Here is a 25,426-nt window from a genome sequence, read left to right as displayed (position 1 = left end):
CCGTGTTGCCATGCGGGCGGGACGGGGCAAGGCTGGCGCGGTTCGCAACCGCCGGAGCCGAACCCATGCCGCAAGAGACCGACCCCCGCCTCGCCGCCATCGCCGCCGAGGCGACGCAATGGCGCCGCCACCTGCACGCCAACCCGGAGCTTTCCTTCGAGGAGCACCGGACCAGCGACTTCGTCGCGGCGAAGCTGGAGAGCTGGGGCATCGCGGTGACGCGCGGCATCGCGGGCACGGGGCTGGTCGGCACGCTGCGCGGCAGCCGCGGCCAGCAGGGCGCCAATGCCGGCCGCGCCATCGGCCTGCGCGCCGACATGGACGCGCTGCCGATGCAGGAGATGACCGAGGACCTGCCCTACAAATCCACCGTGCCGAACGTGATGCATGCCTGCGGCCATGACGGCCACACCGCCATGCTGCTCGGCGCCGCGCGCTACCTCTCCGAGACGCGGGATTTCGAGGGCACGGTGCACTTCATCTTCCAGCCGGCCGAGGAGAAGGGCGGCGGCGGCCGGGTGATGGTGGAGGAGGGGCTGTTCACCCGCTTCCCCTGCGACGCGGTGTACGGCATCCACAACGGCTCCAACGTGCCGAAGGGGCAGTTCGTCATCACCCGCGGCACCACCAACGCGGCGGCCGACACGGTGAAGCTGACGGTGCGCGGCCTGGGCGGCCATGCCGCGCGGCCGCACCAGGCGCTGGACCCGGTGCTGGTGGCCTCGCACATCGTGGTGGCGCTGCAGAGCGTGGTGAGCCGCCGGGTGGACCCGCTGGATTCCGCCGTGCTCTCGCTGTGCAGCATCCATGGCGGCAGCGCCTGCAACGTCATCCCCGAGGAGGTGGTGATCGAGGGCACGGTGCGGACGCTGCGCCCCGAGACGCGCGACGAGATGCAGCGCCTGCTGACCGAGGTTGCCACCGCCACCGCCCAGGCGCATGGCGCCCGCGTCGAGATCGACTATGAGCGCGGCTATCCGCCCGTGGTGAACAGCGACGCCCCCGTGGAGCGCGCGCAGCTGGCGGCGGCGAAGCTGGCGGGGGAGGGGATGCTGGTGCGCGAGGCGCCGCCGACCATGGGGGGCGAGGATTTCTCCTACATGGCACGCACCGTGCCCGGCTGCTTCATCCGCCTGGGCCAGATGGACCCGGCCAGGCCGAACTTCTCGACGCACCACCCGCGCTACAACTTCAACGACGACATCCTGCCGACCGGCATCGCCTTCTGGTCGTCCCTGGTCGAACAGGAACTGACTCCCGCCTGACTGGCAGAAAGAAGATGGGGGTCTGGGGGAATTCCTTCCCCCAGCCTTTCCCTGTCCCTCAATCGGTCCCGATGACCTTCACATAGCTCCCCGGCGCATCCTCGATCGCGGGCAGCCCGCCTTCGCCCGGGATGCGCGCCGGCACCTGCGCCTTGTCCAGCCCGCTCACCCAGCGGTGCCAGTCCGGCCACCAGGAGCCGGCGAACTCGGTGGCGGCGCCGAACCAGTCATCCGGCTCGGCTGGCAGGCTGTCGGCCACCCAGTGGCTGTACTTGCCGGATTCCGGCGGGTTGGCGACGCCGGCGATGTGCCCTGAGGCGGCCAGCACGAAGCGCACCGGCCCGCCATAGATCTGCGTCGCCTTATAGGTGCTCTTCCAGGGCGCGATGTGGTCCTCGCGCGTGGAAAGGATATAGGTGGGCAGCTTGACCTTGCGCAGGTCGAGCGGCACGCCGGCCAGGGTGATGCCGCCCGGCTTGGCCAGGTCGTTCTGCTGGTACATGCGGCGCAGGTAGAAGCTGTGCATCGCCGCCGGCATGCGGGTGCTGTCGTCGTTCCAGTAGAGCAGGTCGAAGGGGAAGGGTTCCTGCCCCATCAGGTAGTTCTGCACGACGAAGGACCAGATCAGGTCGTTGGCGCGCAGCATGTTGAAGGTGGTGGCCATCTCGCGGCCTTCGAGGTAGCCGCGCTTCTGCATCCGCTCCTCGAGCGACTGCAACTGCTCCTCGTCGATAAAGACGGAGAGTTCCCCCGCCTCGGCGAAATCGACCATGGTGGTGAAGAAGGTGGCGGACTTGATGCGGGTGTCCCGCTTCTCCGCCATGTGCGCCAGCGTCGAGGCCAGCAGCGTGCCGCCGAGGCAGTAGCCGATGGCGTTGACGGCCTTCTCGCCCGTGGCCTTCTCGATCGCGTCCAGCGCCGCGTAAGGGCCTTCGAGCATGTAATCCTCGAAGGATTTCTCCGCCAGCCGCTCGTCCGGATTGACCCAGGAGACGACGAACACCGTGTGCCCCTGGCTCACCGCCCAGCGAACGAAGCTGTTCTTCGGCCGCAGGTCGAGGATGTAGAACTTGTTGATCCAGGGCGGCAGGATCAGCAGCGGCCGCTTCAGCACCGTCTCGGTCGTCGGGCTGTACTGGATGAGCTGCATCAGCTCGTTCTGGTAGACGACCTTGCCGGGCGAGACGGCGATGTTCTCGCCGATCTTGAACTTGGTCTCGTCCGTCATGCGGATGCGCAGCTTGCCCTTGCCGCGCTCGAGATCGGAGAGCAGGTTCTGCAGGCCGCGCAGCAGGTTCTCGCCGCCCGTCTCGGCGGTGCGGCGCAGCACCTCCGGGTTGGTCATCAGGAAGTTGGACGGGCTCATCGCGTCGACGAACTGGCGGGTGTAGAAATCCACCTTCTGCGCCGTCTTGGGGTCGAGGTCGTCGGCCGCGTGCGCCACGTTGGTGAAGTAGCGCGCAGAGAGCAGGTAGGACTGCTTGATGAAGTCGAACACCTCGTTGTCCCGCCACGCCTCGTCCTTGAAGCGGCGGTCCTTCGGGTCCTCGGCGATGACGGGGCTCACCTCGCCGCCCCACATGCGGCGCGCGGTGTTCTGCCACAGCGTCATGTAGTCCTGCCAGAAGCCGAGCTGCGCCTGCATCAGCCGCGCCGGGTTGGTCATCAGCCGGGCGGTCATCTCCATGAAGGCGGTGCCGATATGCATCGGGTCCGGCCCGTCCGCCCCGCCGCCCGGCGCCTCGCCCGCCTGGCGGCGCAGGAAGTCGGCCACGATGCGCTGCCCGCGCTCCGCCACATCGGCCATGGTGCGGGAGACGAGGGCGGGGTCCGGCAGGCGGAATGCGCCCGGGTCCGGGGGGGTGTCGTCCTTGGCCATGCGTCCCTCCGCGCCTTTGGCGCCTGCTTCCTGCGATTTCGCGAGCCCGCCTTGTGGCACGCGGACCCTGAAGCCTTCGTTTCGCCACACGGGGAACCCGGGCTTGGCTGCACGGTTCCGCGCGGCCTTCCGCCGACCCCGCCTTTCGGGCTAATGCCCAGGGAATGGGCGAGAAGAGGCGGAGCATGGACCAGCGCAGCGACCGAGGCCGTCTGCAAGGTAGGGCTGGCGCGAGGGGGCATCAAGCGGCCTGCGGCATTGTGCTGCTCGCGCTCTCGCTCGCGGGTTGCGTGGGCTCCCCGACGGAAGGGCCGCGGGAATTCTGGAAGAACGCCTTCGGCCCGCCGCTGGAGGGCCGGCCCCTGCCGCCCGGAACGGAAGGGGCCTACCCCAACCTGGCTTCCGTGCCGCCCGCCCCGCCGCGCGGCGCCGCCTCCGAGCGCGAGGCGCTGCGCGACGCGCTGGCCGATGCGCGCAGCCAGTCCCGCCAGCCCGTGGTGCCGGGCCAGCCCGTGCCGCCGCCGCCGGCGGGCGCCGAGAGCGCGGGCCAGGTGCCGCTGGCGCCGCCCGGGCCGCCCCGCCTGGCCGCCGCCCCGCCGCTGCGGCGCGAAGCCCCCGCCGCCGCGCCGGGCCTGCCGGACTCGGCGCCGGCCCTGCCCGCCGATCCCGGCGCGCCCCCCGCCCCGCCGCCGGCGGAATTCCTGGCGCCCGCGCCGCCCGCCGGCGACATGGCCGCCCCGCCGCCGCCGCGGCTGTAGCCCGCCGCGCGGCCGTTTCCGCGGGGGGGCAATCCGTTCTATGGTCGCGCCCCCGATTCACCTGTCTCTCTGCCCGCTCCAGTCGCACGGACCCCCAAGGCCATGACCGAGGAATTCCACCGCATCCGCCGCCTGCCGCCCTATGTGTTCGCCGAGGTGAACCAGGCCAAGGCTAGCGCGCGCGCCGCGGCCGAGGACATCGTGGATCTCGGCATGGGCAACCCGGACAGCCCGACGCCGCCGCACATCGTGGCCAAGCTGGTCGAGGCGGTGCAGAACCCGGACACGCATGGCTACTCGGCCAGCCGCGGCATCCCCGGCCTGCGCCGGGCGCTGGCCGGCTACTATGCCCGCCGCTTCAACGTGAAGCTGGACCCGGAGACGGAGGTGGTGGCCACCCTCGGCTCGAAGGAGGGGCTGGCCAACCTCGCCGCCGCAATCTCCTCGCCGGGCGACACCATCCTGGTGCCGAACCCCTCCTATCCGATCCACCAGTTCGGCTTCATCATCGCCGGCGCCTCGGTGCGCTCCATCCCGCACACGCCGGATGACGAGATGCTCCAGGCGCTGGACCGCGCGGTGCGCCACTCCGTGCCGAAGCCCACCGCGCTGATCGTCAACTTCCCCTCCAACCCGACGGGGCTGATGGCGGGGCTCGACTTCTACAAGGAGATCGTGGCCTTCGCGAAGCGGCACGAGATCTTCGTGCTGTCCGACCTCGCCTATGCCGAGCTGTACTATGGCGACAAGGTGCCGCCCTCGATCCTCGAGGTGCCGGGCGCCAAGGATGTGGCGGTGGAGTTCACCTCCATGTCCAAGACCTACAACATGGCCGGCTGGCGCATGGGCTTCGCCGCCGGCAATCCGCGCCTGATCGCGGCGCTGACGCGGGTGAAGTCCTATCTCGACTACGGCGCCTTCACGCCGATCCAGGTGGCCTCCACCGCCGCGCTTAACGGCCCGCAGGACTGCATCGACGACATGCGCAGGCTCTACCGCGAGCGGCGCGACGTGCTGGTGAAGGGCCTCAAGCAGGCCGGCTGGGACGTGCCGGTGCCGGAGGCCGGCATGTTCGTCTGGGCGCCGATCCCGGACCGCTACAAGCACCTCGGCTCGGTCGAGTTCAGCAAGCTGCTGCTGGCGCGCGCCAAGGTGGCGGTGGCCCCCGGCCTCGGCTTCGGCGAGCATGGCGACAGCCATGTGCGCATCGCCATGGTGGAGAACACCCACCGCATCCGCCAGGCGCTGCGCGGCATCCGCGCCTTCCTGGCCACCGACAATGGCGGGCCCGTCACGGAGCCCGCCGCCGCTCCTGCTGCTGAACTGGTGAAAGAATGACCCGTCCGCTTTCCGTCGCGGTCGCCGGCCTGGGCACGGTCGGCGCCGGGCTGCTCGCCCTGCTGCGCGACAACGCCGAGATCATCGCCGCCCGCGCCGGCCGCCCCGTCGTCGTCACCGCCGTCTCGGCGCGCGACCGCAACCGCGACCGCGGCGTCTCGCTCGACGGGCTGCGCTGGTACGAGGACCCGGTGGCGATGGCCGCCGACGCCCAGGCCGACGTGGTGGTGGAGCTGATCGGCGGCAGCGACGGCCCGGCCCGCGCCCTGGTGGAGGCGGCGCTCGCCGCCGGCAAGCCGGTGGTGACGGCGAACAAGGCGCTGCTCGCCCTGCACGGCACCGCGCTGGCGGGCATGGCCGAGGCCAGCGGCGCCACCCTCGCCTACGAGGCGGCGGTGGCGGGCGGCATCCCCGCCATCAAGGCGCTGCGCGAGGGGCTGGCGGGCAACCAGATCCGCCGCGTCACCGGCATCCTGAACGGCACCTGCAACTACATCCTCACCAACATGCGCGAGCAGAAGCGCGAATTCGCCGACGTGCTGGCGGAGGCGCAGAAGCTCGGCTACGCCGAGGCCGACCCCTCCTTCGACATCGACGGCATCGACGCAGCGCACAAGCTGGCCATCCTGGCGGCGCTGGCCTTCGGCCGCCCCGTCTCCTTCGCCGACGTGCATGTGGAGGGCATCCGCGCCGTCTCCGCGCTCGACATCCGCCTGGCGGACGAGCTGGGCTACCGCATCAAGCTGCTCGGCATCGCGCAGCGGGAGGAGGGCGGCATCGCCACCCGCGTGCACCCCTGCATGGTGCCGGCGGCCCACCCCATCGCCCGCGTGGACGGCGTGTTCAACGCCGTGGTGGCGGAGGGCGACTTCGTCGGCCGCGTGGTGCTGGAAGGGCGCGGCGCCGGCGCCGGCCCCACCGCCAGCGCCGTGGCGGCGGACCTCATCGACATCGCCCGCGGCCGCCACACCCCGGTCTGGGGCGCCGCGCCCGGCGCGCTGGATGGCGCGCCCGCTCTGCCCATGGAACGGCACCACGGCGCCTACTATCTCCGCCTGATGGTGCTGGACCGGCCCGGCGTCATCGCCGACGTCACCGCCACGCTGCGCGACAACGGCATCAGCCTGGAATCGATGATCCAGCGCGGCCGCGCGCCGGGCGAGGCGGTGCCGGTGGTGCTGACCACCCATGATTGCCGCGAATCCGCGATGCGCGCCGCGCTGGCGCGCATCGGCGCGCTGGAGGCGGTGCTGGAGCCGCCGGCGCTGATCCGCATCGAATCCCTTTGACACGCGTTGGCGGGGCGGTTGCAAACCCCGCACCGGGACAGACAGGAGCCACCATGCGCCGCGACACCACCCCCGTTGACCGCAATCTCGCCCTCGAACTGGTGCGCGTCACCGAGGCGGCGGCGCTGGCCGCCAGCCGCTGGATCGGCCGTGGCGACAAGAACGCCGCCGACGGCGCGGCGGTGGACGCCATGCGCAAGGCCTTCGACACCATCGCCATCAGCGGCACCGTGGTGATCGGCGAGGGCGAGATGGACGAGGCGCCGATGCTCTACATCGGCGAGAAGATCGGCCTCGGCGGCCCCAAGGTCGACATCGCCGTCGATCCGCTGGAGGGCACCAACATCTGCGCCACCGGCGGGCCGAACTCCATCGCCACCCTGGCCGTGGCTGAGGATGGCGGTTTCCTGCACGCGCCCGACATCTACATGGACAAGATCGCGGTGGGCCCCGGCCTGCCGGCCGGCATCGTCGACCTCGACGCCAGCCCGGCCGAGAACCTGCGCGAGCTGGCCCGCGCCAAGAAGGCCGAGATCAACGACCTCGTCGTCTGCATCCTCGGCCGCGACCGGCACAAGGAGATCATCCGCGCCTGCCGCGAGGTGGGCGCGCGCATCATGCTGATCCCGGATGGCGACGTGGCCGGCCTCATCGCCGTCTCCCAGCCGGAAACGGGCGTGGACCTCTATCTCGGCTCCGGCGGCGCGCCGGAGGGCGTGCTGGCGGCCGCCGCGCTGCGCTGCATTGGCGGCCAGATGCAGGGCCGGCTGCTCTACGAGGATGACAGCCAGATCGCCCGCGCGCGCGAGATGGGCATCACCGACCCGCAGAAGAAGCTCACCGCCGAGGACATGGCGCAGGGCGACGTGATGTTCGCCGCCACCGGCGTCACCGGCGGCCCGCTGCTCAAGGGCGTCCGCCGCGGCCCGACCTCGGCCTACACCCACTCCATCATCATGCGCAGCAAGACCGGCACGGTCCGCTACATCGAGGCGCACCACAATTTCTCCCTCAAGCCGAGCGCCTTTGTTGACTGACGGGCTGGCCCTGTCCGGGACCGGCATGGGCGCCGCGGTGGGCGCCGCGCCGGTCCTCGGCGTCTCCCACTCCGCCCAGGGGCGGCGCTGGATCTGGCGGCAGGGCGATTCCCGCATCGGCCTCGCCATCGCCCAGCGCCTCGGCCTGCCGGAGCTGGTGGGGCAGCTGCTGGCGGCGCGCGGCATCGGCATCGAGCAGGCGGCGGTGTTCCTGGAGCCGACGCTCCGCGCCCTGCTGCCCGACCCCTCCGTGCTGCTCGACATGGACCGCGCCGCCGGGCGCCTGGCCCAGGCGGTGCAGGCGGGGGAGTCCGTCGCCGTCTTCGGCGACTACGATGTGGATGGCGCCTGCTCCGGCGCGCTGATGCTGCGCTTCCTGCGCGGTCTCGGCTGCCCGGTGCGCGCCTATGTGCCGGACCGCCTCAAGGAGGGCTACGGCCCCAACCCCGCCGCCATCGCCGCCCTCTGCGCCGAGGGCGCGACGCTGATCGTCTGCGTCGATTGCGGCATCGCCGCCCATGCGGCGCTGGAGGCCGCGCAGGGCCGCGCCGACGTGGTGGTGCTGGACCACCACAAATCCGAGGGCCCGGTGCCGGTGGTGGCCGCCGCGGTGAACCCCAACCGGCTCGACTGCACCTCCGGCCTGCGGCATCTCTGCGCCGCCTCGGTGGCCTTCATGGCCGCCATCGCCACGCTGCGCACGCTGCGCCGCGCCGGCTTCTTCGCCAGCCGGCCGGAGCCCAACCTGCTCGGCCTGCTCGACCTCGTGGCGCTGGCCACGGTGTGCGACGTGATGCCGCTCACCGGCCTCAACCGCGCCCTGGTGACGCAGGGCCTCAAGGTGATGGGGCGCGGCGAGCGGCCTGGCATCGCCGCCCTGCTGGAGGTGGCGCAGGCGCGAGAGGCGCCCTCCGCCTACACGCTGGGCTTCCTGCTCGGGCCGCGAATCAACGCCTCGGGGCGCATCGGCGAGCCGGATCTCGGCCTGCGCCTGCTGGCCTGCGACGATCCGATCGAGGCGCGCGCCATGGCCGAGCGGCTGGATGCCGTCAACCGCCGCCGGCAGGAGGTGGAGAGCGAGGTGCTGGCCGCCGCCTTCGCCCAGGCCGAGGAGCAGGCGGAGGCCGGCCACCCGGCGCTGCTGGTCTGCGGCGAGGGGTGGCACCCCGGCGTGGTGGGCATCGTCGCCGGCCGGGTGAAGGAGAAGTTCAACCGCCCCGTCTGCGTGGCCGGCGTGGCGGCGGGGCTGGCCAAGGGGTCCGGCCGCTCCGTGCCGGGGGTCGATCTCGGCGCGGCGGTGATCGCGGCGCGGCAGGGCGGCCTGCTGGAGACGGGCGGCGGCCATGCCATGGCGGCCGGCTTCTCCTTCCGGATGGAGCAGCGGGAGGCCTTCCACGCTTTCCTCGACACGCAGCTCGCCCACGCCGCCACCCTGCCGACCAGCGCCGACCTGGTGGTGGACGGCACCCTGCTGGTGCCCGCCGCGACCGTCGCGCTGGTCGAGCAGGTGGCGCGCCTCGGCCCCTTCGGCGCCGGCAACGAGGAGCCGGTCTTCGTCTTCCCACGCACCCGCATCGTGCGCGCCGACCGCGTGGGCAAGGAAGGCAACACCATCCGCGCCTTTGTCGAGGGCGAGGGGGGAGGGCGGCTCAAGGCGGTGTGCTTCCGCGCCAAGGAGGGGCCGCTGGCGGATCTCCTGCTGAACAGCCGCGGAGCGCCTGTGCATCTGTGCGGCACGCTGCGGGCCGAGAGCTGGAACGGCAATGTTTCGGTCGGCCTGCATGTGCAGGATGCCGCCGCGGCATAGCCGTGATGCCCACCTTCGCCACGGCGTTTTCCTGCCTGGCGAGGGCTGGACGTCCGGTTCCGTCTGCGGTAGTAAGCCGCCGCTGCCGCGGGCCATGTTTCCTGGCCGGACGGCTTGCTTGGCGTAGGTCCCCATCGTCTAGAGGCCTAGGACACCAGCCTTTCACGTTGGTAACACGGGTTCGAATCCCGTTGGGGACGCCATTCTCTCTCAGATCCACTAATCCACTGTTTTTGGTAGATTTTCTGAGATGAGCGATGTGGAATTACCCACCTACTTTACCCACCAGAAAAACTGCTCCGCTGGCGTTGTGTTATGAAGGGGGCTGAACTGCTCAAGGCAGCCTTTCAGGCAGCGCTGGGGCAAACTCGCGCAGATGTGGATTCTGCTGTAGGGCCGGATAGAGCCTTTGTCCGGATTGGGTGATCTTCAGAGACTCACAGACACCCTTAGATTAGTGAGAATGGTTGATCCACTAACACTCTAACCCTGAGATTGACCCACAGGGACCCTGAGAGGTATCTAGAAACATTAAGGATGCTGTAGGACTTTGAAGTGTCTGCCTTGTATGCCCCGTTGCCAGCCGAGATTGCGTCCACCTTCCTCGATGCAGCCAAGCCGCTTTCCTTCTCCCTGGTGCCAGCCTCAGCAGCCGCTGAAGGGCTAGTGGAGGCCATCGCGGGTCAGGTCGCGGAATACGGTGCAGCAGGCCGCAAGAGGCAGCCCAGGAAGAAGCTGGGGGATCAGCATAGGGCTGTAGGCACCATCACCGGCAGCCTGCTGAAAAGGTGGAGTGCAGAACAGCCCGCCTGTGTGTGGCATTCGGCTAAAGCGGAAGGCTTCACGGAGCTTCCTGTGGGTTATCGGCTGTTCAAGGCCGCCCAGGAAGGCATGATTGCGTTGGGCTATGTGAGCCATGCGCCCGGCATCAGGTTCAATGCTTCGGGTTTTGATAGTGGGCCCTGGTCAGGCCGTGCTTCTCGTATGTGGCCCACGGAGAAGCTGTTGGCTTTGGCGTGTGAGCATGGCGTCACCCCTGGCCATGTGCCAGATGCCTTCAGGTTCCAGATGCCTTCAGGTTAGAGCCGTCCAGCAAGCCGCCAGTGGTGAAGCAACTGGTGGAACTGCGTGGCCTGTCCAGCTACGACGGTGCGAAGAAAGTCAAAGGCCAGGAGCTACCTATTCCGGTCGATGATCCTGAGTTCATCCGCATCCGGGAAGGTGTTGAGGCTCATAACGCCTTCGCTGCGGGCTTTACGGTCGAAGGCTGCACCCCTCCACGCTTCTACCGCATCTTTACCGGAGGCTGGCAGCTTCATGGCCGCTGGTACGCCGCTGGTGCCGACCAAACCACGGTCTATCTCCACATGCCGGAGAGGGAGCGGCTGAAGCTGCGGATCAGTGGTGAGGCCGTGGCGGAAGTGGATGTGTCGGCTTCCCACCTTTCCATCCTCCATGGCCTGTTCGGGTTTCCCCTGCCTGATGGTGACCTCTACAGCATGGTTCCCGGCGTTCCTCGGGGAGCTGTGAAGGCGTGGCTCACCATCACCCTCGGAAGAGGCAAGGCCAAGCCGAAGTGGTCCGATGAGACCCCGGAGAAGCACCGGTTACACGATGCCGGCCTGATCTGCGCCAAGATGGTGGAGGCTTACCCTTTCCTAACCAAGCTAGATGAGATTGTGCCTGCGGACGTCAGGGCGGCTCATTCAAAGGGGGCGCACTCTCTCCCTTCACTGGTCCTCCAGGGTATCGAAGCAAAGGCCCTGACAGGCGCCATGGAAGTGCTTCGTAACCGTGGCATCCTGGCGCTGCCGACTCATGACGGCCTGATTGTTCCCGCATCTGCCGCTGAAGAGGCCAAGGAAGCCTTCAAGGGTTCCTTCGGCTACTTTGCCAAGATCCAGCCACGGCTTGATGTGGAGCCGAAGGAGAGAGTCTGATGGGGCAGTATCAGATGGCTCTGTGAGGCTGTAGGAAGCCCACTAGAGGCCTTGCAGAGCTTCCGCTTGATAGGAAAGGCCAGCGGCCTCCAGAAACGCCCTGGCGGGGCTTGTTTGGACGCCAGGAATATCTGCCTGCCCTGGCCTCCTGAGGCGTTACCCGCAACTCGTTTTGACGCCCCCCTTCGGCAGCTTGAGGTGGTATGGGTACCGGGGGCTACGAGGAGTCCTTGAGGCTGACAACAAGGCCAATGAGATGAGGCTCGGCGCGAATGGGCCAATAAGCCATAATAAAACTGCCCGGCATTTCGCGAAGACGGGGTTATAGGGACCCCGACGGGGGCCTGTTATGGGAACCCTATCGTTGCTATATCGAACATGCTGCTTTTCTGGCGACCACGGGCACTATCCGGCTCTTGTGAAAGAGAAGCCTGGATAACCACACAAGCCCGGTAGATGATTCAAGGGCGGCTGGTCATCACACAGCAGGGCTTCATGGTAGCCTTGGAACAGAACAACGGCGCCAGAGAGGGACCGATATCCCTGACGCCGCTGCTACTGACATGCCGTTCCTGGGTGTGCCGATAGTATGCACGTTCGACCTAACCGTGATGGTCCCTTCTGGTTCCGCAGAGAGTGTTCGAAAGCGCACAAAGATCATTCCCAGCAGCGCTTTCCGTGCCAGCAAAGCGGCGGGAGCAGCCTGTGGCAGCGGCCTTCAGTAGAGGGTTGTGTGACAACAGAGGGCCGTGTGAGCCAGCCAGAAGATGGAGGCTATGCTGATAGCTACGCACCCCAGGGAAACCAGATAAGTCTGTCGCATGCCATGCCCCCCCAATTGTTGATCTTTGCTCCGGTTCATATCCCAATCGAATTGATACGAAAACAGGAAAAAGCAACCCAGTAGTTTTTTCGGCCTAGGGATAATCGCGTGACTGGGCTGGTGTCCCACAAGAGCTTGCCCATGTGAGTCAGGCCAGAAGCCCTGGAATGTGTCTCACACATGTCCAAATTGACTTTTGGAACGGTACGCCTCACTATGTCTAAAGGTCATTTGGGACATAGGACATGGCTAGCAGGGTGAAGCGGACCACCACCAAGCCAACTCCCGAAGTCGGGGCACCGTCTGCGAAGGGCCATCTGGTGGGCTATGCCAGAACCAGCACGGTTGAGCAGGAAGCCGGTCTAGAGGCCCAGGAACGGGACCTGAGGGCTGCTGGCTGCACCAAGCTGTTCTGCGAGCGGGTATCATCGGTGGCCAAGCGGGAGAGGCTTGAGGCGGCCCTAGAGTACGTCCGTGAGGGTGATATGCTGGTTGTCACCAAGCCTGACCGGCTGGCCCGCTCCACCGCCGATCTGCTGGCCATTGTGGGCCGCCTAGAGGCCAAGGGCGTGGCCCTGCTGGTCCTCTCGATGGGTGGACAAGCGGTGGACACCAGCACGCCTACAGGCCGCCTGATGCTGACCATGCTGGGGGCTGTGGCTGAGTTTGAACGGGCTCTGATGCTGGAACGGCAGCGGGAGGGCATCGCCAAGGCGAAGGCGGAAGGGGCCTACAAGGGCCGGAAGCCGACTGCTAGGGCGAAGGCTGACCAAATTCGGAAGTTGAATAGCGAGGGAGTAGGGGCAGCTGAAATTGCCAAGCTTCTGAAAATCGGACGGGCTAGTGTCTACCGAGCATTCCATGCAGATCACAAACGCAAAAAAGAAACGGAGCCGTCTTGATCATTCACGTCGCTCACGCTCAGGCTACATCAGCCTTTAGTGTGATCTGACTGATTCAGGAACAGAAAGCTAAACCTAAATCATGGTCAAAGAAAGCGCGAAAAAATGGCTCAAAACTGCCGTGCATGGGCCAGCAATAGAGAAAGAAAAATATCTCTCAAATAAGAATGTATCTCATTATACATCAGCAGAAGTAGCCATAAACATTCTTCGATACAAAGAGATATGGATGAGAAATGCGTATGTCATGAATGATTATTCAGAAATCCAACATGGGGAGAAATGCTTAGAAGCTGCGTGGCAGAGCGATGCCGGTAAAAGGTTTTGGGAACTCCTAGATCAAGGAGTCCCAGGTTTAAGCGCATCAATAAAAAAAATTCACTTGGATGATCACCTTGCCTTTCGCTCAAAAACTCACATTGCATGTTTCTCAGAGCATGGAAGCCATGAGAGCAATCTAGGGCGGTTATCCATGTGGCGAGCTTATGGCGGCGAAAATAGTGTCGCGCTCGTTTTCAAGCCATCATTTCTGTTTCCGCAAGAAAAAGAACCAAGAAGCGATGCGCCTGATGTTAACGTAGCTCCAGTATTTTATCAGACCCCCTTGGAGTTCACCTATAGCTTCAAGGTTATGGCCAAGAAATTTGAGGAAAATTTACAGTATCTTGGTCATTTAAATGGCAGTGAAGTAGCAAACGCACTTCTAAATAGATTTAGATTTACAGTACTAAGCACAAAACACCCTGGTTTTATCGAAGAAAAAGAAATTAGACTTATTGTAAATCCAGGATTTAAAGAAAACATGGAAGTCAATAGTGATGTGAAAGCTATTAATGGCGTGCCTCAGATTATTTACAAATTTACTTTAGATGTTTTAAATGATTTGGATCATATTATCATTGGTCCGTGCCGATATCCCGTAGCAATCTTTGATGCCTTTGTGTCGGAACTTAGCAAAATCGGATTTAAAGAGCCTAAAGAGAAAGTTGTTATCTCTGAGATACCACTCAGGCGTTAGCCTAAGCTTGAGACTATAGTGTCTATTATAGCCACAATATGCCACAAAGGCATTTTGATTGAAGAGAATAAAACTTATTTTATATTTAATATGTCGATAGGGAGCCTTAGTGTCGAGGCTGCATGAAGCAGTTGTTGATCGCTGGGGCCCCGACTGTATCGACCTAAACCCTCACCAGGGCGCCGATGTCCCATAAGAGCGTCTGCGACCCAAGGGTCAATGCCTCCATGCTCAAGAAGTGTGCGTGCTCTGTGCCGCCAGCTATGCCCAGCTACGAGAGTCTCATCAGACACCAGATGCTTGTCTAGATATCGTCCAAGTCGCTGTGAGACTGCGCTAGATCGCTTGCCTTTGCGGCCATTGGATTCCGTAAAATCAGGCAACTCATAGAAGATGAAGCCATCGGTGGACGCCTCACTTCGCCGTCCCAGCATTTCAACCACACTGGACTCAACTACCGGAAACCGTCTCTTAGCCGCTTTGGTCTTTCCACCGGCCACGGATACCCAAGCTGTGCCATTCTGAATCACAATGTCCTGGCAGCGAAGAGAGCAAGCCTCCGATAGCCTCAAGGTAGAGGTTGCTAACAAGCTCACAATATCCAAGTCCAACGGCAACTCGCCTGATACTTGTGCAACGATCCGCAGGAACTTAGCCGCTTCGGCCTCAGTGAAGGGCCTACGTCCATCGCCGTTCTGATCCTGCTCATCGTGACGGGCCACAGAACGGTTCAGACCGGCCCAGATATCTATCCCGGCTTCGCGATAGCCATGGGTCTCCAACCACCCCCAGAACTGCCTGATCGAAGTAAGCATCCTGTTGATGGTGGCTGGATCACGGCTCGGCGCCAGAACATCGCTTACGAACTGCGAGGCAGCCCGTTTGGTTAATTCCTGCACAGTCTTATGCCGCTGGAGTAAAAGCCCTACTGCCTGCCGGTCCATAATCTTCGTCTTATCTCTCACTTGTCGGTCGGCCAGCCACAGGCCCACCAGGGGCGCCATCTCCGTCAATTGGCCTGTAGCAAGCTGGTAGAGCCGCAGAGCTTCGGGGTGTGCCTCAGCAGCTTCCTCAGGATCATTGGGGTTGCTTGGAGCAAGCGCTTCAGCCTCGTCTTCTAGCAGGCTGAGGATGATCTCCCGGCCCTCCGCTGAAGAGGCCTGAGCAAGATGCTGCCGATAAAAGGCGGCACGAGCAATTACCTTATCTCCACCACGTGCCCTGTCGATCATGGCTTGCCACGATGCGATGAGCAGAGGGGCACGCTTCAAGGCCTCTCGCTCGCTGGCAGTCCTGAGCGACTTTATAAATCGGCGTTTCCCATCAAACTGGGACCGTAGGGGCTTAGGAATGTCCAGGCTGGCATACCAAAGCCCATTGCGGACTTCGATGTTCCTCGGTGCCTGCTTACGGATGATGGCTGACTTACCGGACACGGCATTACCCACCAAAATTACCCACCTCTATATCGGAGATAGCGCAGGAAATCCATTGATTTAGAGTGTTAGGGCAGGGTTCTTATCCCCTCCCGTTGGGGACGCCATCACTTCCAGACAGCCATTAAATTCCGCATGTCGGCTCTTCTGAGGGCCGCTGGTCTGGAAGCTGCTTGGATGGTGCTGACACAGTAGGCGCTGTAAATGATCAAGGCCAAGGCAATAAAGGCAGAGAATTTCTGCTTCCTGCCCTCGAGCTTGCCTGCCTGAACAGCTGTTCAAAGCGCCTCCTAGACTGTCCTTCAGACTTGAGATCTGCAGTTCCTCCCAGAAACGACGCTTGGGAATTCCATGCGGCATATTTTGAAGGCTGTTCTGGATCTGCGGCGAGCCGGGCGGCCTGCTTGGGCGTGTGGCGTGCAGCGCCGGCAGGTGATCCGGCGTGCCGGCTGTCGGGTGCAGCTTGGAACGCGCCTTCCGCTTGGCACCTTCATATCCGGAGCGGGTTTCGCTTTCCGGCATGGAGCGCAACGTCCTGTTGTCCAGAAGGGCAGGGCAAGGCAGGGCCTGCCCTCCGGTGGCCAGGCACGGCACGATGCGCAGATCCTTGGCCACCGCCTCGAAGCAGCCTGCCGCCAACCAGCGCTGCGCCTGCTGGTCGACAAGGGTTGTCCACTCCGGAAGGCCATTCGGCATCCAGCGCCCGGTACACCGCTCTTCACAACATAGCGCAGGCCATGGAACACCTCGCGCCGACTGCGATCACGCCGCCCTGCGTCTTGCGGCAGAAGAGTCAGAAGGTGCAACCAGCGCCCAGGCTTCATCAGATCCATCGTTCGGGTACGCCTTGCAGGCAATCACATGACCATGGAGCGCGGCCTGCGCTCTCGCGGAAAAATCTCTCGATAACAACGGGCTGATGTCCACGAGGCAGATGGTGGACGGAAAGATGCACGCGTAGGGGCCATGGCGCATGGCGAGGCGGCGCCAGCCCTCAGAGTCCGCCGAGCACGCCCTCAATGCGGCGCCACTGGCGGTAGAACTTCCTGCCATGCGGGAGACGCCGCCTGCTGCCGCTCCCGGCACCCTCATCGGGCGTATCTCCCTTCATCCCCCTTCCCGATCGGGCGGCGCGGGGCTTCGGCGGCCTGTCCGGCGCGTCATCTGTCCTAAGGCAAAAACTGTCGGGAACCTTCGGGGCTCTCGGCAACTGCGTCCTTTGTCGATCGCCCGCCCTCGGGTTCTGATCAGGATGACGAGTAGAAAAGGGCCAGAGCATGAGCGGACATTCTCCGCAGACGCCATCTCCCTCCACAACTCCGTTCGGCGCGAAGCCGACGGAGCAGGAGGGAAAGACGCGTGAGGCGATGCCGGATATCCGGCAGGATGCCAAGGACGCCGCCGCCAGCCTGGCGGAAGAGGCGAAACAGAAGAAGCGCGACATCACCGAAGCCGCGACCGAGCGGGCCGAGAGCCTGGCCGAGCAGGGCAAGGCCGCTGGTGCCGAGCGGGCCGAAGGGCTGGCCCATGCCGTGCGCCGCGTAGCCGACGACCTCGAGGACAGCTCGCCCGAGATCGCGCGTCATGTGCGCGCTGCGGCGGAATCCGTCGAAGGCATTTCCTCAAGCCTGCGCGAGCGCAGCGTGGGTGAGCTGGTGGAGCAGGTCAACGGCTTCGCCCGCCGCCAGCCGACGGCCTTCTTCGGTGCGGCGGTGCTGGCGGGTTTCGCCATCACCCGTTTCGCGCGTGTGGGCCTGTCGGAGGGCATGTCGGGTGGAGCGCGGACGGGCGGCGCGCAGCGGTCCAGCCATTCTGCCGGCATGGGCGCTGAACCCGCCATGGGCGCGGGCCGCACGGGGTATGGGACAGGCACGGGCAGCACCGGCACCGGCACCGCAGGTGCGGCCGGCCCGGCTCCCGGATGGGTCAGCAACCCGGCTGCGCCCGGCGCCCCTTCCAAGCCGGTGACGATGCCCGCCGCCACGCTGGGTGGCGCCGCGGCGCATCGCCCCGGTACCGGCCAGCCCGGCAGCATGCCGCGTGGTGATGAGGTGACATCCTGATGGCAAACGAAGGCAACCGGACCGTCCCCGATCTGCTCGGCGACCTGGTCCAGCAATCCTCGACCCTGGTCCTCAAAGAGGTCCAGCTGGTGCGGGCCGAGATGAACGAGGCGGTCGGGCAGGTGGGGCGCGGGGTCGGCAGCATCGCTGTCGCCGCCGCCCTGCTGATGGCGGGCCTGGTGATCCTGCTGCAGGCCCTGGCGGCCTGGCTGGTCACGCTGGGGCTGTCCACGGCGCTCTCCAGCCTGATCGTCGGCGTCCTGGCCGCAGTGGTCGGCTTCGTGCTGCTCCGCACTGGCGTCAATCGCCTGCGGGCAACGCAGCTGATCCCGCAGCGCGCCGCCCATCAGGTGTCGCAGGATGCTACCCTCGCCAAGGAGGCCGTGCGATGAGCCACACCAACGACCAGACCACCGATCCCCGTGGCCAGTCGGCCGCCGAGATCGAGAGCGATGTCGAGCGCACCCGCGCGCGGGTGAACGAGACCATCGAGGCCCTGCGCGGCAGCATGGCGCCAGGTCAGCTTGTCGAGCAGGCGCTGGATTATGCGCGGAACGCCGGCGGCGCGCAGTTTGCGCGCAATCTTGGCCAGGCGGTTCGCGACAATCCCTTGCCGGTCCTGATGATCGGCGCCGGGATCGGCTGGCTGATCATGTCGGGGCGGGATGGCGGTGCGCCGCGCAGCAGCCACTACATGCCGCCGCCGCGCGATCTGTCTCCGCCGCGCCAGCCTGCGCTGCCGGCGCCCACGGTCACCACCACCTCGGCTTCCAGCCATGGCACGTCCTCCGGCCCGAGCGCACCGGGCCTGGGCAGCCGGCTGGGCGACGCCGTGGCGGGCGCGAAGGAGAGCGTCAAGGACGCCGCCGCCTCCATCGGCCAGACGGCTTCCGATATGACGGACCGTGTCTCCAGCACGGCCGGAAGCGCGGGAGACAGGGCCCGGATGTACCAGCATGATGCGCGCGATGCCGCCTCGCATCACTACAACCGCCTGGCGGAGGGCACCGGTCATCTCGGCCGGCAGGCCGGCGAAAACTGGAACCGCATCACCACCGAGCAGCCTCTGCTGATCGGCGCGCTGGGCCTGGCAGTCGGCGCCGCGCTGGGTGCCCTGCTGCCTCGCACGGAAACCGAGGACCGGCTGATGGGTGAGGCCAGCGAGGCCACCGCCCGCCAGCTCCGCGAGACGGCGGAGACGCAGTACGAGCAGGCGAAGGATGCGGTCACCACCCAGGCGCAGGGCATCGGCCAGGCACTCGCCGAGACCTATGAGCATGGCAAGGAGAAGCTGAAGGAGCAGGGTGGCGGCACGGTATCGGCCACCGGTGGTGCGGTGGAGCAGGCGGTGCGCGGCACCGGCACCGGCACCGGCGCTGGTACCGGCACTGGCCCTGGAACTGGCAGCGGCACCGGCGTCGCGGGTAGCAGCAGCAGCGGTACGGCGCACAAGGATGCCAGCACCTCCACCACTCTGGGGCAGAGGTGAGGCAGCGCTCAGGCGCCGAAGCCTGATGCCTTCCTAGCCATCCGCCGGCCGGCAGTATGCCGGCCGGCGGACACCATCATGCGGGTCTATCTCCCCCGCGTGGTTGCTGTCCGCTGGGAGAAGGCGGGCCCGGGCGTCACGAGCTGGGGCGTCACCGGAAGGAGCGTCACCGGAAGGAGCGTCACCGGCAGGAGCGTCACCGGCAGGGTGGTGGACGGCCTTCCGGGCAGGGGTGGCCAGCCAAGCTGATGAAGTTCCGCCTCTGGCGCCCTCATGCGCCGAGGCTGCTTGTCAGCCCGTGCCGAACCCGGAGCCTGCGACGCGGTATTCCGGCCGCGGCGGGCTGAAGATGTCGAGCACCCGCGCGCCCTCCGGCCCGGCCCGCATGGTGTGCGGAACCCCGCCGGGCGTGCGCCAGAAATCGCCTTTCCCGACGTGGATTTCCTCCCCGCCCTGGATGCGCACGGCGCTGCCTTCCAGCAGCACGCCCCATTGCTCCTCCGGGTGGGAATGCACCTTGCCTTCCGCATTCGGCGCGATTGTCACCACGGAGAGCATGGCCTGCTCCCCCGCGAAGATCCGCGTGGTCAGGCCGGGCGCCAGTTCGCGCAGGATGCCGCCTGTTCCTGAATCGAGATTGTGGAATTCATCGGCTTGGCTCATGGCGCCTTTTCCCTCCAATGCTCAGCCCGTGCATGCCGCGGGCATGCCGGAAGCGGTTCTTGACATGGGCGCCGTCCCGGGGCGGGTGTGCGCGCGGTGGATTGTCCGTCCTGATCTCCGCCGCCGCAAGCGCGCGTCTCGCCGGGCCGGCCTCCGGCGGCTCCGTGCCCGGCATCCGGATGCCCTGCCCGGCGAGGAAGGCTTCCATGTGGTGCTGTTCCGCCGCTCCGGACCGCTGGCGGCGGCGCTCTACGGCGCGGCGCTGCCGTTCAACCTGCTGCCGCGGATGGCAAGCGTGCAGATCCGGCGCACCCGGGGCTATGCGGCTCGAGGGCGCCTCCGCCCTGGCGCAGATGGATGGCGATCCGGCCGGCGCCCTGCCGGTGAAGGTGCCGGACGCGCCCGGGCCGCTGCGCGTGCTGCTGCCACCCTGACGCGCTGCGCCCGGAAAGCCAGTTCAGGCAGGCGACTCAGGCGGCGAAGGCGCGGGCGGTTTGCGGCACCAGGCGGCAGGGCTGCCCCACGCGCAGCAGGCCAAGCGGCGCCTCCGCCTCGATGACATGGCCCGCAAGGTCCAACTCCACATGGGCATGGCCGCCAGCGGGGCGCTGGCTGCGCAGGGTGGCGTTGGCCTCCCCCTCCGGCGCCGGCGCCACCGCCCATTCATGCGCGCGGATGAAGGCCAGGACCGGCCCGTCCTGCGCCGGGGCGGCGCGCAGGGCGGCGCGCGGCAGAGGGGGCAGCGGCACGCCCCCGAAATGCAGCGCCCCCTCTGCCAGCCGCCCCGGCAGCCGCGCCGCGTGGCCCAGGAAGCCAGCGACGAAGGCGGTGGCCGGCGCCTCCACCAGCCGCTCCGGCGTGTCGATCTGCACCAGCCGGCCGGCCTCCATCACCGCCACGCGGTCGGCCAGCTCCAGCGCCTCCTCCTGGTCATGGGTGACGAAGAGGCTGGTCAGGCCCATCTCGGTGTGCAGGTCGCGCAGCCAGCGGCGCAGGCCCTTGCGCACCTCGGCGTCCAGCGCGCCGAAGGGCTCGTCCAGCAGCAGCAGGCGCGGCTCGATGGCCAGCGCCCGCGCCAGCGCCACGCGCTGCCGCTGCCCGCCCGAGATCTGCTCCGGCATCCGCCGCTCCAGCGCGCCGATCTGCATCCGCTCCAGCAGCGCGCGCACGCGGCGGCCGATCTCGGCCTCGCCCGGGCGGGCGGCGCGCGGCCGCACGCGCAGCCCGAAGGCCACGTTCTCGAACACGCTCATGTGCCGGAACAGCGCGTAGTTCTGGAACACGAAGCCCAGCCGCCGCGCCCGCGCCGGCACGGCGGACATGTCCTGCCCCTCGATCTCCACCGTGCCGCTGTCGGCGAAGTCGAGGCCGGCGAGGATGCGCAGCAGCGTCGTCTTGCCCGAGCCGGAAGGGCCGAGCAGCGCCACGAACTCGCCGGGCCGGGTCTCCAGCGCGATGTCGCGCAGCGCCGCGGTGGGGCCGAAGCGGCGGGTGAGGCCGCGCACCGCCACGCTCATGCGGCCGCGCCCCGCGCCGTGCCGCGCTCCACCAGCGCCTTGGCGCCGAGGGTGACGAGGGCCAGCAGCGCCAGCAGCGCTGCCACCGCGAAGGCGCCGACGAACTGGTACTCGTTGTAGAGGATCTCGACATGCAGCGGCATGGTGTTGGTCTCCCCGCGGATATGGCCGGAGACGACGGAGACGGCGCCGAACTCGCCCATGGCCCGGGCGTTGCAGAGCAGCACGCCGGAGAGCAGCGCCCAGCGTATGCCGGGGAGCGTCACGCGCCGGAAGCTCTGCCAGCCGGAGGCGCCGAGGGTGGCGGCGGCCTCCTCCGCCTCGCGCCCCTGCTCCTGCATCAGCGGCACCAGCGTGCGCGCCACGAAGGGGAAGGTGACGAAGAGCGTGGCCAGCACCAGCCCCGGCACGGCGAAGATGATCTGCAGGCCGCGCGCCTCCAGCCAGGGGCCGAACCAGCCATGCGCGCCGAACAGCAGCACCCAGACCAGGCCGGACACCACCGGCGAGACGGAGAAGGGCAGCTCGATCAGCGCCAGCAGCAGGGCGCGGCCGGGGAAGCGGTAGCGCGCGATGCACCAGGCGCCCGCCAGCCCGCCCAGCGTGTTCACCGGCACGGCGATGGCGGCCACCAGCAGGGTGAGGCGGATGGCCGCCAGCGCGTCGGGGTCGGAGAGCGCCTGCCACATGGGGGGCCAGCCCCGGCGCAGCGCCTCGGTGAACACCGCCGCCAGCGGCAGCAGCAGGAACACCCCGAGCAGCAGCGCGGCGAGCAGGATGAGCAGCCAGCGCAGGCCGCGCGGCTCGGTGGTGGAGGGCGTCATGCGCGGCGCCAGAGGCGCTGCACCAGGTTCAGCGCCAGCAGGAGCAGGAAGGACAGCGCCAGCATCGCCACCCCCACGGCCGCGGCGCCCGCGTAGTCGAACTGCTCCAGCCGCACCACGATCAGCAGCGGCGCGATCTCGCTCACCATCGGCATGTTGCCCGCGATGAAGATGACGCTGCCATACTCGCCGATGGCGCGCGCCGCCGCCATGGCGAAGCCGGCCAGCAGGGCGGGCGCCAGCGCCGGCAGCACCACGCGCCACAGCGTCTGCGCCCGGCTGGCGCCGAGCGTCGCCGCGGCTTCCTCCGCCTCGCGCGGCAGGTCGCGCAGCACCGGCTCGACGGTGCGGACGATGAAGGGCAGGCCGACGAAGGCCATGGCCAGCACCACGCCGAGCGGCGTGTAGGCCACCTTCAGCCCCAGCGCGGCCAGCGGCGCGCCCAGCCAGCCATTCGGCGCGTAGAGGGCGGTGAGGGCGAGGCCGGCCACGGCGGTGGGCAGGGCGAAGGGCAGGTCCACCATGCCGTCCAGCAGGCGCCGGCCGGGGAAGCGGTAGCGCACCAGCACCCAGGCCACCAGCAGGCCGGGCGGCACCGTGGCCGCCGCCGCCGCCAGGGCACCCAGGAAGGACAGCCGCAGCGCGGCCAGCACGCGCGGCTCCGTCACCGAATGCCAGAAGCCCGCCGGCCCCAGCTCCAGCGGCCGCAGCAGCAGCGCCAGCAGCGGGATCAGGACGAGGCCGAGCAGCCAGAGCAGGGTGACGCCGAGGCTGAGGCCGAAGCCCGGCAGCGGATCGCGGCGCCGCGGCGTCATTGCCCGGGCTGATAGATGCGGTCGAACAGGCCGCCATCGTTGAAATGGGTGGCCTGGGCCCGTCTCCAGCCGCCGAGGGCCGGGTCGTCGATGGTCACCAGCTCGAGCCTGGGGAAGCGGTCTCCGGCGGCGGCGAGCGCCGCCTCGTCGCGCGGGCGGTAGTGGTGCCGCGCGGCCAGCGCCTGGCCTTCCGGCGCGTAGAGCGCCTGGAGATAGGCCTCGGCCAGGGCGCGCGTGCCGCGCCGGTCCACGTTGCGGTCCACCACCGCCACGGGCGGCTCGGCCAGGATGGAGAGGGAAGGGTGGACGATGTCGAACTTGTCGGTGCCGAACTCGGCCAGGGCGAGATACGCCTCGTTCTCCCACGCCAGCAGCACGTCGCCCTGGCCGCGCTGGACGAAGCTGGTGGTGGAGCCGCGCGCGCCGGTGTCCAGCACCGGCACGTTGCGGAACAGGGTGGCGAGGTAGTCCTGCGCCGCGCGCTCGCCGCCCGGCTGGCGCAGCGCCCAGGCCCAGCCGGCCAGGTAGTTCCAGCGCGCCCCGCCCGAGGTCTTGGGGTTGGGGGTGATGACGGAGACGCCCGGCCTCGCCAGGTCGCCCCAGTCGCGCAGGGCCTTCGGGTTGCCCTTGCGCACCAGGAAGACGATGGTGCTGGTGTAGGGCGCGCTGTTGTACGGCAGGCGCTTCTGCCAGTCCGGCGCGATCAGCCCGCGCTCGGCGATGGCGTCGATGTCATAGGCCAGGGCGAGGGTGACGACATCGGCCTGCAGCCCGTCGATCACCGCGCGCGCCTGCCGGCCGGAGCCGCCATGCGAGGCATTGGCGCGCACCGTCTGGCCGGTCCTTGCCTTCCACTGCCCGGCGAAGGCGGCGTTGAAGGCGCGGTAGAATTCCCGCGTCGGGTCGTAGGAGACGTTGAGGAGTTGGGCGGCGCCCTGCGCCCGCGCGGCGTGCGGCGCGGCGGCCCCCAGGGAGGCTCCCAGGGAGGCCCCCAGGGCTGTGCCCAGCAGCAGGCGGCGAGGCAGAGCAGGCAGGGTCATCGGGACCTCACTCTCTCCAGGCACGGATCATCCAGCCTGGGCCGCCGCGATGCAATGTTTCCGTGGAGATGCCCCACGCGCCCTCCGGCGGCCGCGCCCGTCTCAGGCGGGCGGAAGCGTCACCCGGGCCTTGAGCGGAAGATGGTCGGAGGCCCGCCGCGCCAGGGGCGTGTCATGGGCCACGACCTGCGGCGCCAGGTGCGGCGGGTGCAGCAGGATCCGGTCCAGCGCCAGCCAAGGGCGGAAGGCGGGGAAGCTCGGCGGGTGCGGCGGCGCGCCGAAGACCGGCTCCAGCACGCCCAGCGCCGAGGCGCCCGGCCGCCACTCGTTGAGATCGCCCAGCAACAGGGTGGGGATGCGGGGACCGGAGCCGGTCCGCATCGCCGCCAGCAGGGCCTGCGCCTGGAGCCGCCGCCGCGCCGCGCCGAGGCTGAGATGGGCCGAGATCAGGCGGAATGGGCCGGCGCCGAGGTCCAGCTCCGCCAGCAGCCCGCCGCGCGGCTCCATCCCGCCCAGGCGCAGCCCCTCGGGCGGGCGGAGGAAGGTGGCGTCGCGCCGCACCAGCACCACGTTGCTGCGCCAGCCCTGCTGCGCCGGCGCTTCCGCCACCCGCAGCGGGCGCAGGCCCAGCGCCGCCACCGCGGCCTCCCCCAGCATCGGGGTTTCCCGGCGCAGGTAGTGCTGCGCCTCCTGCAGCGCGATCAGGTCCGGGCGGATCTCGGCGATGACGGACAGGATGCGCGCCGGGCGGAACCACCCCGCGGGCCCCCGGCCGCGATGGATGTTGTAGGTGGCGACGAGCATATGGCGCTCAGCGGCGGCAATCGGAGAGGCGCGGCGCCCGCGGCGCGGGGGCTTCCCGCCACACCGCCCAGGCGGCCGCGAGCACCGCGCCCAGCGCGGTCAGCGCCACGTCCGTCACCGTGTCCACCCCGTCGCCGATCAGCCCAGTCGCCCATTCGAACACCTCCCAGCCGATGGCCAGCGCCAGGCCGAAGGCCGCCGCCGCCCAGACCAGGCCGCGGGCGGGCCGGTGCCGCCCATCCGCCCGCAGCAGGGCGAGGAAGACGGCGCCGGCCAGCACGCCGTTGACCAGGTGCACCACCTCGTCATAGGGGCCGGGGCGGTAGAACCACCCCAGGCCATAGCCCGGCGTGGAGAGCAGCGTGGCCAGCACGGGCGTGGCGTCCAGCCCGCGCGGCAAGGCCCGCAGCCGGTGCGGCAGCACGCCCATGCGCTCGCGGGGTGGCAGGACCAGACCCAGGCAGCCCAGCAGCGCGGCGGCGGTGCCCAGCGCCGCGCCCTGCCGGCCCAGCAGCCAGAGCCCAAGGCCGGTGCCGGCCAGGGCGAGCAGGCAGGCCCAGGCGAAGGCCGAATGGGGCCGCAGGTCGTCCTTGGTCAGCAATGACATGGCATCTCCTCTCCTCTCCGCGCCTGGGCCTGGGCCTGGGCCTGGCCCGCAGCCATCGGCCGGGGGCGGAGCCTTAACGTGCGGCGGGCACTTTCGGTGCAGGCCGGCCTGC

At 67.8% G+C, this 25,426-nt stretch carries 23 protein-coding genes and 1 tRNA gene; 14 read left to right on the top strand and 10 right to left on the bottom strand.

What is annotated here, in order from left to right:
* Positions 1–65: 65 nt before the first annotated feature.
* Complete coding sequence (locus tag CR165_RS05695) at positions 66–1,265, top strand: M20 aminoacylase family protein (RefSeq protein ID WP_109516018.1); 1,200 nt, start codon at positions 66–68, stop codon at positions 1,263–1,265.
* Positions 1,266–1,323: 58 nt separating this feature from the next.
* Here the strand turns inward: CR165_RS05695 and CR165_RS05690 are convergent, their stop codons facing one another.
* Positions 1,324–3,144: a PHA/PHB synthase family protein gene (locus tag CR165_RS05690; protein WP_109516017.1), complete on the bottom strand. Its 1,821-nt coding sequence runs from the start codon at positions 3,142–3,144 to the stop codon at positions 1,324–1,326.
* Between the two features lie 260 nt (positions 3,145–3,404).
* Between CR165_RS05690 and CR165_RS25960 the strand changes: the two genes are divergently transcribed.
* From CR165_RS25960 to CR165_RS05645, 10 genes are all read left to right on the top strand, one after another.
* A complete protein-coding gene (locus CR165_RS25960; protein WP_109516016.1) occupies positions 3,405–3,902 on the top strand; it encodes a hypothetical protein in 498 nt (165 codons plus the stop codon).
* 102 nt (positions 3,903–4,004) lie between these two features.
* On the top strand, positions 4,005–5,240 hold the full coding sequence (locus tag CR165_RS05680) for an LL-diaminopimelate aminotransferase (RefSeq protein WP_109516015.1): 1,236 nt from the start codon (positions 4,005–4,007) through the stop codon (positions 5,238–5,240).
* A complete protein-coding gene (locus CR165_RS05675; RefSeq protein WP_109516014.1) occupies positions 5,237–6,529 on the top strand; it encodes a homoserine dehydrogenase in 1,293 nt (430 codons plus the stop codon). Before CR165_RS05680 ends, CR165_RS05675 begins: the two co-directional genes overlap by 4 nt.
* A gap of 53 nt (positions 6,530–6,582) precedes the next feature.
* Entirely contained in the window at positions 6,583–7,566 is a 984-nt protein-coding gene (gene glpX, locus CR165_RS05670; RefSeq protein WP_109516013.1) for a class II fructose-bisphosphatase, read from the top strand.
* A 25-nt stretch (positions 7,567–7,591) separates the two neighbouring features.
* Positions 7,592–9,373, top strand: coding sequence for a single-stranded-DNA-specific exonuclease RecJ (gene recJ / locus CR165_RS05665; RefSeq protein WP_109516012.1), 1,782 nt, complete (start codon positions 7,592–7,594; stop codon positions 9,371–9,373).
* Between the two features lie 127 nt (positions 9,374–9,500).
* Positions 9,501–9,576, top strand: a tRNA-Glu gene (locus CR165_RS05660).
* A 361-nt stretch (positions 9,577–9,937) separates the two neighbouring features.
* Complete coding sequence (locus CR165_RS24400) at positions 9,938–10,456, top strand: hypothetical protein (RefSeq protein ID WP_146201835.1); 519 nt, start codon at positions 9,938–9,940, stop codon at positions 10,454–10,456.
* A 23-nt stretch (positions 10,457–10,479) separates the two neighbouring features.
* On the top strand, positions 10,480–11,313 hold the full coding sequence (locus CR165_RS05655; RefSeq protein ID WP_146201834.1) for a hypothetical protein: 834 nt from the start codon (positions 10,480–10,482) through the stop codon (positions 11,311–11,313).
* A gap of 1,140 nt (positions 11,314–12,453) precedes the next feature.
* Positions 12,454–13,038, top strand: a complete 585-nt coding sequence (locus CR165_RS05650; RefSeq protein WP_245906223.1) for a recombinase family protein — start codon at positions 12,454–12,456, stop codon at positions 13,036–13,038.
* 82 nt (positions 13,039–13,120) lie between these two features.
* Complete coding sequence (locus CR165_RS05645) at positions 13,121–14,056, top strand: DUF2971 domain-containing protein (protein ID WP_109516386.1); 936 nt, start codon at positions 13,121–13,123, stop codon at positions 14,054–14,056.
* A 74-nt stretch (positions 14,057–14,130) separates the two neighbouring features.
* Here the strand turns inward: CR165_RS05645 and CR165_RS05640 are convergent, their stop codons facing one another.
* Together CR165_RS05640 and CR165_RS24395 are read right to left on the bottom strand one after the other, a co-directional pair.
* Positions 14,131–15,504: a tyrosine-type recombinase/integrase gene (locus CR165_RS05640; RefSeq protein ID WP_245906221.1), complete on the bottom strand. Its 1,374-nt coding sequence runs from the start codon at positions 15,502–15,504 to the stop codon at positions 14,131–14,133.
* Positions 15,505–15,552: 48 nt separating this feature from the next.
* A complete protein-coding gene (locus CR165_RS24395; protein WP_146201832.1) occupies positions 15,553–16,188 on the bottom strand; it encodes a hypothetical protein in 636 nt (211 codons plus the stop codon).
* 581 nt (positions 16,189–16,769) lie between these two features.
* Between CR165_RS24395 and CR165_RS05635 the strand changes: the two genes are divergently transcribed.
* From CR165_RS05635 to CR165_RS05625, 3 genes are read left to right on the top strand one after another with little or no spacing between them, the layout of a single operon-like run.
* On the top strand, positions 16,770–17,555 hold the full coding sequence (locus CR165_RS05635) for a hypothetical protein (RefSeq protein ID WP_146201831.1): 786 nt from the start codon (positions 16,770–16,772) through the stop codon (positions 17,553–17,555).
* Complete coding sequence (locus CR165_RS05630; protein ID WP_109516007.1) at positions 17,555–17,947, top strand: phage holin family protein; 393 nt, start codon at positions 17,555–17,557, stop codon at positions 17,945–17,947. Before CR165_RS05635 ends, CR165_RS05630 begins: the two co-directional genes overlap by 1 nt.
* On the top strand, positions 17,944–19,044 hold the full coding sequence (locus CR165_RS05625; RefSeq protein ID WP_109516006.1) for a DUF3618 domain-containing protein: 1,101 nt from the start codon (positions 17,944–17,946) through the stop codon (positions 19,042–19,044). Before CR165_RS05630 ends, CR165_RS05625 begins: the two co-directional genes overlap by 4 nt.
* A 291-nt stretch (positions 19,045–19,335) precedes the next feature.
* Here CR165_RS05625 and CR165_RS05620 read toward each other — a convergent pair whose 3' ends face one another.
* The 7 genes from CR165_RS05620 to CR165_RS05585 form a co-directional block, all read right to left on the bottom strand.
* Positions 19,336–19,707 carry a cupin domain-containing protein gene (locus tag CR165_RS05620; RefSeq protein ID WP_109516005.1) on the bottom strand — a complete coding sequence of 124 codons (372 nt, stop codon included), beginning with the start codon at positions 19,705–19,707 and terminating at the stop codon, positions 19,336–19,338.
* 470 nt (positions 19,708–20,177) lie between these two features.
* Positions 20,178–21,224 (bottom strand): sulfate/molybdate ABC transporter ATP-binding protein, encoded by a 1,047-nt coding sequence (locus CR165_RS05610; protein ID WP_109516003.1) that lies wholly within the window; start codon positions 21,222–21,224, stop codon positions 20,178–20,180.
* Positions 21,221–22,048, bottom strand: coding sequence for a sulfate ABC transporter permease subunit CysW (gene cysW, locus CR165_RS05605; protein WP_109516002.1), 828 nt, complete (start codon positions 22,046–22,048; stop codon positions 21,221–21,223). The genes CR165_RS05610 and cysW overlap by 4 nt, the downstream gene beginning before the upstream one ends.
* Entirely contained in the window at positions 22,045–22,863 is an 819-nt protein-coding gene (cysT, locus tag CR165_RS05600; RefSeq protein ID WP_109516001.1) for a sulfate ABC transporter permease subunit CysT, read from the bottom strand. Before cysT ends, cysW begins: the two co-directional genes overlap by 4 nt.
* Complete coding sequence (locus CR165_RS05595; protein WP_109516000.1) at positions 22,860–23,903, bottom strand: sulfate ABC transporter substrate-binding protein; 1,044 nt, start codon at positions 23,901–23,903, stop codon at positions 22,860–22,862. The genes cysT and CR165_RS05595 overlap by 4 nt, the downstream gene beginning before the upstream one ends.
* Positions 23,904–24,005: 102 nt before the next feature.
* A complete protein-coding gene (locus CR165_RS05590; RefSeq protein ID WP_109515999.1) occupies positions 24,006–24,707 on the bottom strand; it encodes an endonuclease/exonuclease/phosphatase family protein in 702 nt (233 codons plus the stop codon).
* Between the two features lie 7 nt (positions 24,708–24,714).
* Entirely contained in the window at positions 24,715–25,314 is a 600-nt protein-coding gene (locus tag CR165_RS05585; protein ID WP_146201830.1) for a hypothetical protein, read from the bottom strand.
* Positions 25,315–25,426 lie beyond the last annotated feature (112 nt).

Source organism: Teichococcus aestuarii (assembly GCF_003116135.1).
GTDB lineage: Bacteria > Pseudomonadota > Alphaproteobacteria > Acetobacterales > Acetobacteraceae > Pseudoroseomonas > Pseudoroseomonas aestuarii.
This window is presented reverse-complemented; position numbering and strand designations above follow the sequence as displayed.

Coding starts and splice junctions, on each gene's coding strand:
- CR165_RS05695 (WP_109516018.1), top strand. CDS start 66: ATGCCGCAAGAGACCGACCCCCGCCTCGCCGCCATCGCCGCCGAGGCG.
- CR165_RS05690 (WP_109516017.1), bottom strand. CDS start 3,144: ATGGCCAAGGACGACACCCCCCCGGACCCGGGCGCATTCCGCCTGCCG.
- CR165_RS05680 (WP_109516015.1), top strand. CDS start 4,005: ATGACCGAGGAATTCCACCGCATCCGCCGCCTGCCGCCCTATGTGTTC.
- CR165_RS05675 (WP_109516014.1), top strand. CDS start 5,237: ATGACCCGTCCGCTTTCCGTCGCGGTCGCCGGCCTGGGCACGGTCGGC.
- glpX (WP_109516013.1), top strand. CDS start 6,583: ATGCGCCGCGACACCACCCCCGTTGACCGCAATCTCGCCCTCGAACTG.
- recJ (WP_109516012.1), top strand. CDS start 7,592: ATGGGCGCCGCGGTGGGCGCCGCGCCGGTCCTCGGCGTCTCCCACTCC.
- CR165_RS05645 (WP_109516386.1), top strand. CDS start 13,121: ATGGTCAAAGAAAGCGCGAAAAAATGGCTCAAAACTGCCGTGCATGGG.
- CR165_RS24395 (WP_146201832.1), bottom strand. CDS start 16,188: ATGCCGAATGGCCTTCCGGAGTGGACAACCCTTGTCGACCAGCAGGCG.
- CR165_RS05635 (WP_146201831.1), top strand. CDS start 16,770: ATGAGCGGACATTCTCCGCAGACGCCATCTCCCTCCACAACTCCGTTC.
- CR165_RS05630 (WP_109516007.1), top strand. CDS start 17,555: ATGGCAAACGAAGGCAACCGGACCGTCCCCGATCTGCTCGGCGACCTG.
- CR165_RS05625 (WP_109516006.1), top strand. CDS start 17,944: ATGAGCCACACCAACGACCAGACCACCGATCCCCGTGGCCAGTCGGCC.
- CR165_RS05620 (WP_109516005.1), bottom strand. CDS start 19,707: ATGAGCCAAGCCGATGAATTCCACAATCTCGATTCAGGAACAGGCGGC.
- CR165_RS05610 (WP_109516003.1), bottom strand. CDS start 21,224: ATGAGCGTGGCGGTGCGCGGCCTCACCCGCCGCTTCGGCCCCACCGCG.
- cysW (WP_109516002.1), bottom strand. CDS start 22,048: ATGACGCCCTCCACCACCGAGCCGCGCGGCCTGCGCTGGCTGCTCATC.
- cysT (WP_109516001.1), bottom strand. CDS start 22,863: ATGACGCCGCGGCGCCGCGATCCGCTGCCGGGCTTCGGCCTCAGCCTC.
- CR165_RS05595 (WP_109516000.1), bottom strand. CDS start 23,903: ATGACCCTGCCTGCTCTGCCTCGCCGCCTGCTGCTGGGCACAGCCCTG.
- CR165_RS05590 (WP_109515999.1), bottom strand. CDS start 24,707: ATGCTCGTCGCCACCTACAACATCCATCGCGGCCGGGGGCCCGCGGGG.
- CR165_RS05585 (WP_146201830.1), bottom strand. CDS start 25,314: ATGTCATTGCTGACCAAGGACGACCTGCGGCCCCATTCGGCCTTCGCC.